General features: G+C 70.1%; 11 protein-coding genes and 1 pseudogene. 4 read left to right on the top strand and 8 right to left on the bottom strand.

The genetic code is table 11. The features are described from left to right. The first annotated feature begins 17 nt into the window (after positions 1-17). Genes OG625_RS04270 through OG625_RS04260 form a run of 3 tightly spaced genes read left to right on the top strand, consistent with a single transcriptional unit; the run spans position 18 to position 2083 of the window. On the top strand, positions 18-908 hold the full coding sequence (locus OG625_RS04270; protein ID WP_329376714.1) for a hypothetical protein: 891 nt from the start codon (positions 18-20) through the stop codon (positions 906-908). After that, the gene (locus tag OG625_RS04265) at positions 898-1614 is read left to right on the top strand and encodes a RibD family protein (protein ID WP_329376713.1); all 717 of its coding nucleotides are present in this window, start codon (positions 898-900) and stop codon (positions 1612-1614) included. The genes OG625_RS04270 and OG625_RS04265 overlap by 11 nt, the downstream gene beginning before the upstream one ends. Next, complete coding sequence (locus tag OG625_RS04260; RefSeq protein ID WP_329376712.1) at positions 1607-2083, top strand: dCMP deaminase; 477 nt, start codon at positions 1607-1609, stop codon at positions 2081-2083. The genes OG625_RS04265 and OG625_RS04260 overlap by 8 nt, the downstream gene beginning before the upstream one ends. A gap of 166 nt (positions 2084-2249) precedes the next feature. Here OG625_RS04260 and OG625_RS04255 read toward each other — a convergent pair whose 3' ends face one another. The 3 genes from OG625_RS04255 to OG625_RS04245 form a co-directional block, all read right to left on the bottom strand. Then, positions 2250-2966, bottom strand: a complete 717-nt coding sequence (locus OG625_RS04255; RefSeq protein ID WP_329376711.1) for a 4'-phosphopantetheinyl transferase family protein — start codon at positions 2964-2966, stop codon at positions 2250-2252. A gap of 9 nt (positions 2967-2975) precedes the next feature. Further along, complete coding sequence (locus OG625_RS04250; protein WP_329376710.1) at positions 2976-4178, bottom strand: pyridoxal phosphate-dependent aminotransferase; 1203 nt, start codon at positions 4176-4178, stop codon at positions 2976-2978. Positions 4179-4275: 97 nt separating this feature from the next. Then, entirely contained in the window at positions 4276-6129 is a 1854-nt protein-coding gene (locus OG625_RS04245; RefSeq protein ID WP_329376709.1) for a hypothetical protein, read from the bottom strand. Positions 6130-6780: 651 nt separating this feature from the next. Here OG625_RS04245 and OG625_RS04240 point away from each other — a divergent pair. Beyond that, the gene (locus tag OG625_RS04240) at positions 6781-7755 is read left to right on the top strand and encodes a hypothetical protein (RefSeq protein WP_329376708.1); all 975 of its coding nucleotides are present in this window, start codon (positions 6781-6783) and stop codon (positions 7753-7755) included. A gap of 51 nt (positions 7756-7806) precedes the next feature. Here the strand turns inward: OG625_RS04240 and OG625_RS04235 are convergent, their stop codons facing one another. From OG625_RS04235 to OG625_RS04215, 5 genes and pseudogenes are all read right to left on the bottom strand, one after another. Further along, entirely contained in the window at positions 7807-8097 is a 291-nt protein-coding gene (locus tag OG625_RS04235) for an SHOCT domain-containing protein (RefSeq protein ID WP_329376707.1), read from the bottom strand. 137 nt (positions 8098-8234) lie between these two features. After that, positions 8235-9329 carry a carboxylate-amine ligase gene (locus OG625_RS04230; RefSeq protein WP_329376706.1) on the bottom strand — a complete coding sequence of 365 codons (1095 nt, stop codon included), beginning with the start codon at positions 9327-9329 and terminating at the stop codon, positions 8235-8237. Positions 9330-9669: 340 nt separating this feature from the next. Continuing rightward, a pseudogene (locus OG625_RS04225) lies at positions 9670-10313 on the bottom strand (DUF2252 family protein); the annotation flags it as partial. A gap of 59 nt (positions 10314-10372) precedes the next feature. Continuing rightward, complete coding sequence (locus OG625_RS04220; RefSeq protein ID WP_329376705.1) at positions 10373-10786, bottom strand: SHOCT domain-containing protein; 414 nt, start codon at positions 10784-10786, stop codon at positions 10373-10375. A gap of 127 nt (positions 10787-10913) precedes the next feature. After that, a complete protein-coding gene (locus tag OG625_RS04215) occupies positions 10914-11750 on the bottom strand; it encodes a class II glutamine amidotransferase (protein WP_329376605.1) in 837 nt (278 codons plus the stop codon). Positions 11751-12586: the final 836 nt, after the last annotated feature.

Here is a 12586-nt window from a genome sequence, read left to right as displayed (position 1 = left end):
TGGCCGAGGAGACGAAGATGACCACCAAGCCGTGGGTATGTGAGACGTGCGGAAACCACACCTACAACGAGGGGGTCACGCCCCCCGATGCCTGTGTGATCTGCGAGGACGACCGCCAGTGGGTCCCGGCAGGAGGCCAGCGCTGGACCACGCTCGAAGCGATGGCGGCCGACGGGTACCGCACCGAGGTGCGCGAGGTGGAACCCGGCCTCATGGGCGTCGGGGCCGAGCCGGTGATCGGCATCGGCCAGCGCGGACTGATCCTGCGCACCGACGGGGGCAACGTCCTGTGGGACCCGTCCCCGTACATCGACGAGGCCGCCGTCCAGGCGGTCCGTGATGCCGGCGGGCTGAGCGCCGTCACCGCGAGCCACCCGCACTTCTACGGTGCGATCGTGGAGTGGAGCCGCATTTTCGATGCGGAGATACTGCTGCCCCAGGTGGACATCCACTGGCTCTCGCGTCCCGCATCGATCGAACCCCTCGTCCGTACCTGGTCGGACACGCTCCCGGTGTTCGACGGCGTGACCCTGATCCAGTGCGGCGGCCACTTCCCCGGCAGCTCCGTCCTCCACTGGGCCGAGGGCGCCGACGGGATGGGGGTGCTGCTGACCGGCGACACCATCAACATCTCCCCGGGCGAGGACCGGGTGGCGTTCCTCTACAGCGCGCCCAACCGCCTCCCGCTGCCCGAGCGCGGAGTGCACGGGGTCGTCGAAGCCGTGCAGCCGTATTCCTTCGACCGGATGTACGCCCACTGGTGGGCCCCGGCGATCCGCCGGGATGCCCAGCGGGTCCTGAAGGAATCGACCGAGCACTACCTGAAGTTCATGCGGGGCGACGCACCGGAGTGGGTTGCCGAAGGCCACAGCCACAGCCACGGCCACCCGCACGGTCATGCCCACTGACGACGCCGGCTCCGGCGAGGGACGCCCGTACGTCCTGCTCAGCGCGGCGATGTCGGTGGACGGCTGCCTGGACGACACCAGCGGTGAACGTCTGCGGCTGTCGAACTCCGAGGACTTCGACCGTGTCGAGGCCGTGCGTGCCGAGTACGACGCCATCCTCGTCGGAGCGGGAACCATTCGCCGCGACAATCCACGCCTCCTGGTCCGCTCCGACGCGCGCAGAGCGGACCGGGTCGCTCGCGGCCTGCCCGAACACCCGGTGAAGGTCACGATCACCGGGAGCGGTCTCGACGCCTCGGCGGAGTTCTTCCGCACCGGCGGACAGAAGATCGTCTACTGTCCGGCGCAGGCGTGCGAGCGGGTCCGCGACGAGCTCGCCGGGGTGGCCGAGGTGGTCGGCGCGGGCGACCCCCTCGACCTCGGTCTCGTACTGGACGACCTGGGGCGGCGCGGCACGCGCAGGCTGATGGTCGAGGGCGGCGGGACGGTGCACACGCAGTTCCTCACCGAGGGCCTCGTGGACGAGATCCACCTCGCCGTGGCGCCGTTCTTCGTGGGACAGAGCGCTGCCCCGCGCTTCGTGGGGCCCGGCTTCTTCCCGCAGGACGCGGCACACCGCATGCGGGTCGCGGAAGTCCGGCAGATCGGTGACGTGGCGCTGGTGCGCTACCTGGTCTCGACACGGGAGGGGGAGCCGGATGCGTAATCCCGCCGGCCGGGCCACCCCCGACGACCGGTACTGGATGGCCGAGGCGATCGAGCTGTCCACTCGCTGCCCGCGGTCGACGACGGCCTTCTCCGTCGGAGCCGTCGTGGTCGACGAGAGCGGAGCGGAGATCTCCCGGGGCTACTCCCGGGAGGCCGACGCACTCGTGCACGCAGAAGAGTCCGCGCTGGCCAAGCTGGACCGCCGCGACCCGCGGCTCGCCGGGGCCACGGTCTACACCTCGCTCGAACCGTGCAGCATCCGCAAGTCCCGGCCGGCGAGCTGTACGAGCCTGATCCTCGCGGCCGGGATCGGCCGGGTCGTCCTCGCCTGGCGGGAACCTTCGCTGTTCGTCGCGGACTGCCAGGGCGTGCGGCTCCTGGCCGACGCGGGAGTGGAGGTCGTCGAGCTCGACGAGATGGCCGCGGCGGCCCGCGCGGTCAACGCCTACCTGCCCGGAATGGGCTGAACCCGGCCGCGCGGGAACGGCCGCCACCGGGCCGGCCCGCTGCTGGTCGGCTCCGGACCGAACAGGGTTCGGAGCCGACCTGCGGGGCCGTCCTGCGGGGCCGTCCTGCGGGGCCGTCCTGCGGGGCTGGGCCGCCGGGCCGGATCGCGGCCGGAGCAGGCCCGGTTCAGCAGCGGTAGGCCACGGCGGCGGCGTAGCCGTCGTCAACGGCGATGTCGGCCACCGCCCAGCCCGGCGGCGCGGTGGCGGCCCCCTCCGCCGACCCTCCCAGGTAGTCCAGGGAGGGCAGGCGGTTCAGCCCCGTGCCGAGCCCCTTCAGGTAGGCCTCCTTACGGGTCCACAGCCGGGCGAAGGCCCTCGTGCGCTGGACCGGCGGCAGGGCGAGCAGCTCGGCGCTCTCCCTCGGGTGCAGGGCCGCCGCGAGTTCCTCCGCGACGGCGGGGGCAGGCACCGGCTCCACGTCCACACCGACCGTGGTCGCGGCGAAGGCCAGCAGGCAGAGCCCGTCGGCGTGCGAGAGCGAGAAGTGCACCGGATCGCCGTGCACCGCGGGGCGTCCGTGCGGCCGGCCGCACGAAGTGCACGGCAGCCGGTACAGCGGCACCCCGGCGGCAGCAGTGCCGAGGTAGGCGCCGAGAAGCAGCCGCAGACCCACGTGCGCGGCGATGTACGCCTCGCGGTCCTCCTGCCTGCGCAGCCGCGCGGCACGCTCCTTCTCGGCCCCGTCCAGGACCGACCCGGCCAGTGCGGCCACCTCGGTCCGCAGGGGCCCGGGCGGGACCAGCCAGAGCTCGGGCCCGCCCCCGGCCGCGGGCAGGGGAAGTGAACGCGGCCACGCCCCGGGGTGCAGCCGGGTCGCCCGCAGCGCCGCTTCGACGGTCATCCGGCCGGCCTAGGCGGTGGTCCGTGCTCCGGCCGGCGCACCCACCGCTCCCGCGAGGGAGCCGAGCCGCTCCACTGCCTCCGTCAACACCCCGGTCTTCTTGCAGAACGTGAACCGGACCAGGCCGAGGGCCTGCGCCCCGGGGTCCCTGTAGAACACCTGGTTGGGGATGGCGGCCACCCCGCACCGCCCGGGCAGCGCCCGGCAGAAATCGAGTCCGTCCTCATCGCCGAGACCCCTGATGCCCGCGGTGATGAAGTACGTGCCGTCCGGCGGGTAGACCACGAACCCGGCGGCCCGCAGGCCATCGGCCAGCAGGTCGCGCTTGAGCAGCAGATCCTGCTGCAGGTCGCCGAAGTAGCTGTCGGGCAGCTTCAGCGCCTCGGCCATCGCGTACTGGAACGGCCCGCTGGAGACGTAGGTGAGGAACTGCTTGGCCGTACGGACCGCCGAGACCAGCGCGGCCGGTCCGGTCACCCAGCCGACCTTCCAGCCGGTGAAGGAGAAGGTCTTGCCGCCCGAGCCGATGGTGAGGGTGCGCTCGCGCATCCCCGGGAGCGTGGACACCGGGACGTGTTCCACACCGAACACGAGGTGCTCGTACACCTCGTCCGAGATCACCAGCAGATCGCGCTCCGCCGCGAGTTCGGCGATCGAGGCCAGCTCCTCACGGGTGAGGACCATTCCGGTGGGATTGTGGGGGGAGTTGAGCAGCAGGATCCGGGTGCGCGGGGTGACGGCGGCCCGCAGCGCCTCCAGATCGGGGCGGAAGGCCGGCGGATGCAGGGTGACCGGGACGTGTGTGCCACCGGCCATGGCGATGCACGCCGCGTAGGAGTCATAGGTGGGCTCAAAGGCGATCACCTCGTCACCGGGCTCGAGCAGGGCGAGCAGTGACGCGGCGATCGCCTCTGTCGCACCGGCGGTGACGAGCACCTCGGAGTCGGGGTCCAAGTCGATTCCGTAGAAACGCTTCTGATGGTGTGTGATGGATTCGCGGAGCTCGGGAACGCCCGGGCCCGGCGGGTACTGGTTCCCGCGGCCGTCGAGGATCGCGTCGGCGGCGGCCCGGGCGATCTCGGCGGGGCCATCGGTGTCGGGGAATCCCTGACCCAGGTTGATCGAGCCCGTCTCGGCGGCGAGCGTGGACATCTCGGCGAAGATCGACGTCCCGGCCTGAGCCAGGCGGCTGTTGACATGGGATATGGGCATGAACGCATCGTGCCATCCCCCGCCGCGGTCCGGGGGAGTGTCGTGAACTTGGCCCGGGGCCACGTGGGCGGTAGCCGGTGGTCGGTGGCCGACACGCTCAGCGGCGGTACATCACGTACAGCTTGCCGTTGTGGAAGGCCGCGCCACCGGCGTCCAGGGCGGGGAAGGCGCCGTCGTGTGCGGGAGCGTCGATTCCGCCCCAGCCGCCGCCGTCGGTGCGGACGCCGAGGCGCAGCCTGCCGTCGACGCCGCGCGCCAGGAGATGGAGACCGAGGCCGGGGTGGTCGACGAGCGTCGGGCTGCGGTGGGTCAGCAGGTCGTGCGCGGGGTCGTGGGTCTGCCAGTCGGCCGCGGTGAGCGGAGCGTCGCTGAACCTGACGTGGACCTTGTCGTCGAGGCCGCGGTGGGCGACCCACAAGGCGCCGCCCGTGGAGACGAGTGCGGGGGCGCTGTCGCTCACCGAGCCGTCGAAGCGATGGCCGTAGTCGCTGCGGTGGTCCTTGCCGAACCTGTCGACGTGGATCCTCTTGTCGTGGTCGCGGTGGCTGACCCAGAGATCTCCGTCGTGTGAGGCCACGGCGGGCGACACGGGACTGTCCCAGCCGTCCACCCGCACTTCCCGGGTCCACGCGGAGCCGTCGAAGCAGCTCCACAGGACGTCGCCGGCCGGCGTGGTGTGGAAGGAGTACAGCCGGTCCCCGTGCACGGTGAGGGCCGCACGCTGCGAACTGCCCGAACTGCCCGAACTGCCCGAACTGCCGATCCGCGCCGGGGCGCTCCAGGTGCCGCCGTCCAACCGGCTCCACATCAGCAGCTGGTCGCCGGGGCGGGCGAAGACCGCGTACAGGCTGCCGCGGTAGGCGGCCAGGGTCGGCGCGGTGACGCTCTGCAGGTCCAGGGGGATGGGCGCGCTCCACGGGGACGGCCGCGTCGAGACGTGCCCTGCCGCCCGGTGGGTGGCGCGGTACGTGGCGTACTCCAGATCACCGGAGCGGAAGGAAGGCCGCTCGCCGCTGTACCTGAGCCGCAGCGCGGAGCCGCCGCCGTCGCCCTTGAGATCCAGCTCGACTTCGCGCCGGTGGAACAGCACGGCGGTGTCGCCGCGGCCGAAGGTGAAGCCCAGGTCGACATGCGACGGATCGTCGTCGTGGCCGCCCAGTTGCTCCTTGAGGAAGACGAACAGCCTCATCACCTCCCAGGCCACGCCTACGAAGACCTTCCCGGGCACGAGGCGATCGTCGGTCTCCAGACCGGCCACCGCCGCGTTGCAGGCACGGGTGAGCTCACCGAGCCCGCGAATCAACTCGTCGTACGGCTCCGTTTCGCCGTGGATCGCGAATGAGAGCCGGTCGGAGCCGGGTCCGTCGTAGAGCACCTCCGAGAGGGGCTTCTCGGCAAGGCTCCGCACCTCCCACGTCGCCCGGAACGAACCCGCCTCCGGGACCGTCTCGTTGCCCCGAGCGGCACCGGCGAAGCCGAAGACGCCGAAACCCGACTCCCGTACCCCGGCGGCGAACTCCGCCGAACACAAGGGCGCGCCCTCCGCCAGCGCCTCGGCGCTCAGGAAGGACACGTTCGGGCAGGCGATCGCCTCCTCAGACAACTCCCGTGCTCCGGCGCGCAGATCCGCCATTCCGTATCCGCGCATTGCCTGACGACTCGCCAGTTCCGCTGCCACCACGTCCGGTCGACCGTGCGCGGTGAGGGTCTCGCGGTAGATCCGCCCCCAGTCGCGTAGCTCCTGCTCCGACAGCACCGTCCGCAGTACGTCCAGCAGGAGGCTCTCCAGATCCGTCGGCGCCTGCCCGGCCCGCAGCCGGTCCGCCGCGTGTAACGCCGCCCCGATCAGCACGTTCCCGTGTCGGCGCCCCGAAAGGCCCCCCGCCCCCGTCAGCGCCCCCCGCAGCCGCTCCAGCCGCTCCTTGGGCGTCAGGTCCCCGGCGTTCGGCATGCCACTCCCCTTCGATCCGACCGGGCGCGACCGGTCGGCCATGCCCGGAGTCCCTTTCTACTCGGTGCCTGCTGACCGAACAGGCGATTGGTCGTAATCTGCGGAGACCGCCCTTGACCTGCAAAGAGGCAGGGAGTAGACAAAACGGTGCCTGCGCCTGGCCTTACCCGCCGGCGACACCGGTGCAGTCATCCATCGGATGACGAGGGTGTGGGCCGTGATCCGCCACGATGAAGCACACACGTCGGCCTTCTGGCCGAGTTTGCTGTTCCGCTGAAGATCCCTTGACTGCCCTGCAAGGTCCGTTCCTGCATCACCGGCTACGCCGACAAAACAAGGGCATTGTCATGTCTTCGGCAGGCGCAACAGTCGCCGGACCGGAGGTCAGAAGCCCCGTCTCGGGGCCGAAAGAGATGCGGGGCCGGGGACGGACGCGCAGCATGGAGGCATGGTTGTACTCTCGCGGCCGGGGAAACGCCTGCAGCCCGCCGCGCCCAGCCATAGACCGGGATCCCCGTCGAGCGGCTCCCTTTCGGGTGCAGACCAGGAGACCTCCGGAATCCGCCTGACGCCAGATCGCGGCTGTCCGCAACGGGGGTCAGGAACCATGCCGCCCCGCCGCCCACGTCCCCAGCACGCCTGGAGCTTCGTATGCCCCGCCGTATGCCGCCCGGCCTGCCCCGAACGTCCTGCACGGCTCGCGCAGCCCTTCTGGCTGCCGTTCTGGCCACCGTGCCGATCGGCGCGGCCCACGCCTTCACTGGTGGCAACCACGAGGACATCACCAGGGCGGCACTCCCCTGGGAGCCCGTCACGCTGACAGAGATGGCCGACGCTCAGGACGGGGCGATCAACGCCAATGACCGCCCGCCGTACTTCGATGTCGGCCCCCTGCACTGCGACAACGCTGACTACCTCGCCCCCCGCTACGCCCCCGACTACCCACGGACCCGGGACGAGGCCACCACCGAGCTCATCGCGTGCATCCGTACCTCCGTCACCCGCTTCCGCAACGCGTTGGAGGCCGCCGACGGCCTCGTCGACGCTGACGGCAAGGTGCGCGCCGACCAGAGCGACCTGTCCTCCCCCTGCACGTGGGAGGAGAAGCCCGGGCGGGCCAAGTGTGCCGTCCTCGAACAGCTCGGTCGCGGGTGGCACCAGCTCGAGGACTTCTACTCTCATTCCAACTGGAGCGATCGGCCCGCGCCCGGCCCGATCGGCCTCGACAACCCGCCCGGCCTGGAGCGTACGGACGTGGCGCCGTTCCTCGACATTCGCCGCTACAGCGCCATGAACGACGCCGACTGGACCCGGGACGCCCGTGAGCGCATCCCCGCGGAGCTCGCCACAGGCTGCTACCCCGACTTCGATTCCACCGGCGTCAAGCCCGCCGACTGCGACGGCCGTGTCGCCCACAACCGCGCCCTCAACAAGGACACCCCAGCCTCCGCCCGCTCGAAGACGGGCGACAACTTCCGGCGCGCGACGGCCGGGGCCACCGCCGAGATCACCCGCCAATGGAACGACTTCAAGGCCGAGCTGCTTGCGAAGTACCCCGATCACCGGCGCGGCGCACAGATGGTCTGCGCCCTCGTCCACGATGACCCGGCCGGCGCCTGTCCCTGACGGGGGCCCCTGGCGTAGGTGGTGGTCTCCGCAGGCCGGTCGCCGGCCCGATCAGGTCGTGAGGAACTTGGCCTTCGCCTGTTCGAACTCGACTTCCGTGATCTCGCCGCGGTTCTTGAGATCGGCGAGCCGGGACAGTTCCTCCGCTTGGCCGCCGGACCCGGCACTCTGGCGCACGTAGGAGCGGAACTCCTCCTCGTTCCGCTGGGCCCGCTTCAATTCGCGTTCGCCCATTCCACGCCCGCGGGCGATCACGTACACGAACACGCCCAGGAACGGCACCAGGATCACGAAGATGAGCCATCCCGCCCTGCCCCATCCGCCCAGCATCGAGTCCTTCATGGTCGGTCTCCTGTCGGCTGTGACGGGGGCGCTTGACCCCGGAACCAAGCCGGTCGGCCTTCAGGGCCGACCCGATCTGCCAGGCCCGCAATACCCGAGCCGGGTTCAACACGCTTTGATCCTCAATCCCGGCAAGCTCACGCGGTAGTGGCTCCTGCGGTGATCAGCGCGCCGACCGCCGGCAGGCCGGCTTCGGCCAGGGCGCGGCGCTGGCGGTCGGCCGACGTTCCCCGCTGGAGCAGCCGGTGGACAAGCGAGGTCACCTCGCGGTGATCACCGTTGCCTTCGAGGGCGGGGCCGATGTACCGGAGGAGCGCGCACAGCACGTCCCCGCTGCTCCGTAGTCGGCCCGTCGGGTCCACCAGCGTGCTGCCCAGGCCGTGTCTGGCCGCATGCCACGTAGCGGCCTGCAGGAACTCCGGCCGGCACGGCACGAGAGCGACTCCCGCCTTCTCCTCGGCGACCGCGGTGGCGGCGAGCCCGCGGACGACACCTGCGAGTATCACCGCGTCGTCCGCCTCCAGCTGCACGTCACAGCAGCGCACCTCGATGGTCGGGTAGCGCTCGGAGAGCCGGGCCTGCCAGTACAGCTGCCCCCGGTCCGGGATCACCCCGGGTTCCACCAGCGCATCGGCGCGCGCCTCGTAGTCCGCGAGCCCCGCGAAATGGGGTGGCGGGCCGCTGACCGGCCAGCGGCCGAAGATGATCGTGCGCCAGCTGGCGAACCCTGTGTCCCGCCCGTCCCAAAGAGGCCCGTTCGCGGACATCGCCAACAACGTCGGAAGCCAGACGCGCAGCCGGTTCAGGACGGCCACCCCGGTCTCGCGGTCGGGCATCCCCACATGGACGTGCATCCCGCAGATCAGCTGCTCATCGACCAGCAATCGGGCCTCTTGCTGCATCTTCACGTACCTCGCGGTGCGGGTGATGGGTACGGGCGAGGCGGTCCTGACCGGCGCGGTGGCAGAGACAGCGATGCGGCAGCCGTTCGCCTGCGCGGCGGCGGCGACTGCCTGGCGCAACCGCAGGAGATGGCCTCCTACCTCCACGAGGTCCGTGCACACAGGGGTGGCGACTTCGATCTGAGCCTGCAGCAGCTCGTCCTGGACCTCTCGCTCTTCCGCGATCGGGGCCAGGCGGGCCGTTGCACGCACCTCCTGCACGAGCGGAGTGGGAAGGAGTGTTTCCGGGTCGACCAGCAAATACTCCTCTTCGACCCCAACGGTGATCATGCTGGGTGGTACCCCGAACCAGATGTGATCACCCTGGTGAAGGGCGATTGCCACACAATGAGACGCAATCCGGTGCTCCTCGGGCGCGTTTCGTGCAGGCGGAATTCTCGTACCGAGCCGTGCGAGTGGGACCCCTGGGGATGGGCCGCCCCAGCGCATGCCTCGCCCGACCGGGTTTGCGGTCCCTTCACCCAGTGGTGGCTGCTTTCAGGGAAGAAAGTGCCGGCTCGCCGTGTCCGCGACTCTCCGGAGCTGGGCTTTTTCCACGAGCCCGGAACGGTGGACCTTCCCGCCACTGATCAGCCACCCCACGTGTGGGGTCGAGTGGTCCGCGGGTCCGTCAGTCGGCCGGGAGTTCCTCCGCAGGCAGCCGTCCCTCGCGCACCGCGTCGACCAGTGCCTGGTGGTCGCGCTCGTTCTGGTCGGCGTACGCCTCCGCGAAGGTCACGAGGGCCCGGTCGAAGGAGTCGCCGCTGCCCAGGTAGGAGGCGATCGCGATCCGGTCACCGGACCGCGCATGCGCGCGGGCCAGGGTGATGCCGCAGACACCACCGAACGTTTCCAGCTGACGGGGCGACATCTGCTCCGGCATCGCGATGCCCTTCCAGTCGTGCAGCCGGCGGATGTAGAAGTCGCGTCGCTTGCCGTCGATCCCCTCCACCCGCTCCCAGCCGAGGAACATGTCGCTCGCCGCCTGCATCAAACGCTGTCCCGCGACCACGCGCTCGCCCTGGTTCCGGTACTGGCTCGCCCCGACGTGGTCGGCGAGCACGGACGTGTCGGCCTCCTTGGCCTGCAGGAACAACGGGTCCCACCGTCCCGTCCGAGGAGCAGGAAGATCCAGCACCGGGTGCCGCCTCTGCCGACCCCGACCACCTTGCGGGCGACGTCCCCCAGCTGGTAGTCCTCCAGGAGGGCGCGCCGGTCGGACGGCAGCGTGACTCCGTACCGCTCGATCAGTCCCCGGAACTCTGCGGACACCGCCCCTGACCTGCGATGAGCGGGCAGGGAGCAGACAAGCGATTAGTCAGCATCAGTCCCGATCAAGTCGCGAGGGCTTTGGCCTTGGCCTGTTCGTATTCGGCTGCCGTGATGTCGCCGCGGTTCTTGAGTTCGGCGAGCCGGGTCAGTTCCTCGGCGGCGCTCGTGGGTCCGGCGCTCTCGCGTACGTAGGAGCGGAATGCCTGCTCGTTCGCCTGGGCCCGCTTCAGCTCGCGTTCGCCCATCCCGCGCCCGCGGGCGATGAGGTACACGAACACGCCGAGGAAGGGCAGGATGATCACGAAGATGGTCCATCCCGACTTGCCCCAGCCGCTCAGCTCGTCGTCGCGGAAGATGTCGCCGATGACGCGGAAGAGGAGCATGAACCAGAGGACCCAGAGGAAGATCATCATCATGGTCCAGAACATGTTCAGCAGCGGGTAGTCCACTGCCAGGTTCAGCATCGAGTCGTTCATGGCGGGTCTCCTGCCGGTTGTGACGGGGTGCGGTGCGGCTACCTGTTCGGGTCCCGCGAAGCAAGCGAGACGCCCGCCGTCGTCTGCGGCCTCTGGAACAGCCCGCGTGTGGGAAAGCGACGACGTGTCATGCCGGTTGCGGGGTGAAGGGACGCAGCTCGTCGGCCCCGGCGTGTACGACGCCGTAGCTGCTCTCGGGTACCTCGTTCCAGGCACCGGGCAGATCGCCGAGGGGTTCGGACACCACCAGTCGGGTCTCCTCGGACACTTCCTGAAGGAACGCCATGTCGGGGTGCAGTTTTCGCAGTGCGTCCACGCGGGTGCTGTAGAAGAGCGACCGTGAGGAGCCCTGGCTGGAGTAGCGGAAGGCCCACACGGTCGTCCCGTCACTGACGGCGACCGTCATCTGCATCGGATACTCCACGCCGTGCTCGCGGCCTGCGCGTTCCACCACCCCCACCATCCGGGCGACGGCGCCCGGCGGGTCCTCCTCCAGGCCGAAGGTGAGCGCAAGGTAGAACATCGTCTCCGAGTCCGTCGTCCCCTCGATCTCGGAGTACAGGGCGGGGTCGACGAGCAGGGTGAGATCCCGCCGCATCGCGTGGAAGCCGGCGACGGAGCCGTTGTGCATCCACAACCAGCGGCCGTGCCGGAACGGGTGACAGTTCGTCTGCTGCACCGCCGTACCCGTCGACGCCCGGATATGGGCGAAGAACAACGGAGAGGTGACGTGGTCCGCGAGCTCCCGCAGGTTGCGGTTGTTCCAGGCCGGACCGACGTCCCGCATGAGCGCGGGGGTGCCATCGCTGCCCTCGGGGTACCACCCGACACCGAACCCGTCACCGTTCGTCGTCTCCACACCCAGCTTGGAATGCAGGCTCTGATCGATCAGCGAGTGGGCCGGTTTGTACAGGATGGTGTCGAGCAGCAAGGGTGTTCCCGAGTAGGCGAGCCATCGACACATGAACGATCACCTTTGTTCCTGCTTGCACCCGCGGGAATATCGCTGTGTCCCGCTTACCCCCGGCTTCCCGAGTCTTCAAACGAGTTCGCCGACATACCGCACGGCCTCACTCCCCCACCCTGCCGGATCTTCCTTGAGCGCACCGAGAATGGAGCACCGCCTCCCGGCCTACCGGCAACGCCTTGTCCGCCGATCGGGTGACTCTCATCCCGTCAATCCCATTTTCGCCTCCCCCGCCATGCATCGCCATGCGGGGCGGGGATCGGACGGCCTTGCTCCGAGCTCGGGGCGATGGAACCAGCCGAGCTGTTCCGCTCCACCATGGTCGTGTGACATCGGCACCGCAGCAGACGGCCGCATGGCCGTTCGGATGTAGGGCTCCTCCTGGGGCCTTGAGCCCGAGCACGGGGCCGGCAGCCCCGGCAAGAGCCGGATGACGGCGCAGGCGAGCCGGGTGAAGTCCTGCGCACCGCTGCCGTGATGCCTGCGGACGCCCGCAGGTTCAGCGACCGCACGGCTGCGGGTCATCGTCGAAGCGAACCGGGGGTGGCGGATGGCGGATCCGCTGCACCCGCGGGCGAATCTGGAAACCGAGGGGGTCAGCACCAGGCCGATCCCAGGCCGATCAGCAGGAGTCCGGGGGCGAAGGCCCAGGCACTCAGGTTCCATCCGCGTCCCGAACCGTGAGGACGGGGCCTGCCGGTCCGCGCCGGTGAGCTTCTGCGCCTCCTTCGGATCGGCGAGGGGCGCTCATCAGCAGCGTGTTGCCGTGAACAAGGGCGGACTGGAGCAGGCGTAGCGAGGGCATCGGCGTGCTCCGGTGTGCCGGGCGCCGA

The organism is Streptomyces sp. NBC_01351 (genome assembly GCF_036237315.1).
In the GTDB taxonomy this organism is placed as follows: domain Bacteria; phylum Actinomycetota; class Actinomycetes; order Streptomycetales; family Streptomycetaceae; genus Streptomyces.
The sequence above is the reverse complement of the archived record's forward strand: the minus strand, read 5'-3'. Positions and strand labels throughout refer to the sequence as shown.